General features: G+C 75.0%; 1 protein-coding gene. It reads right to left on the minus strand.

Annotated features, from left to right (window positions below; genetic code table 11):
- Positions 1–536, minus strand: a 536-nt coding sequence (locus MTR62_RS21180; protein ID WP_244024654.1) for a hypothetical protein, incomplete at both ends; no start/stop codon positions are given.

Genomic DNA, 536 nt, shown 5'->3' on the forward strand with positions numbered 1-536 from the left:
CGCCGCGCGCAGCCGTTCGAGCCAGTCGCTCAGGCGCTGCTGCGCACCGGTTGGCGCGAGGCGCGGTCGGTGGGGCGCGCGCCACAGTGTCAGGTCGATCGGCCCGTGCGGCCCATGGAGCGTGAGCGGGCGCAGCGTCAGCCGTTCACCGTGCGCCTCCAGGCGGACCAGCACCACGCCCTGCCAGCCGTGCCGGACATTGGCTTCGAGCGCCTCGAGCGCCGGGGCCAGCGTCTCGTCGTGATCGATCGTCAGCCCCAGCCAGCGCTCCGCACCGTCGCGGACCGGCCAGACCAGCCGCTGCGCCAGTTCATCGAAGAAGGGCGCGGCAACGGCGCTGGGCGCGATGAGGCACACGCCGGGTGCGGTGTTGGCGGTCAGGCCAAGGCCGCTGCGCGCGATCCAGAGCGGGGCCAGCGCCTGCCAATCGGCGATCACGCCCGGATCGCCGGGTGCGGGCGCGGGGGCCGGGGCCAGAATCCGCGCGCGCGCTTCTGCCGGGGCAGAAAGCCGGTCATCGTCCGAGCGGGGCACGC

The organism is Novosphingobium organovorum (assembly GCF_022832435.1).
Lineage (GTDB): Bacteria > Pseudomonadota > Alphaproteobacteria > Sphingomonadales > Sphingomonadaceae > Novosphingobium > Novosphingobium organovorum.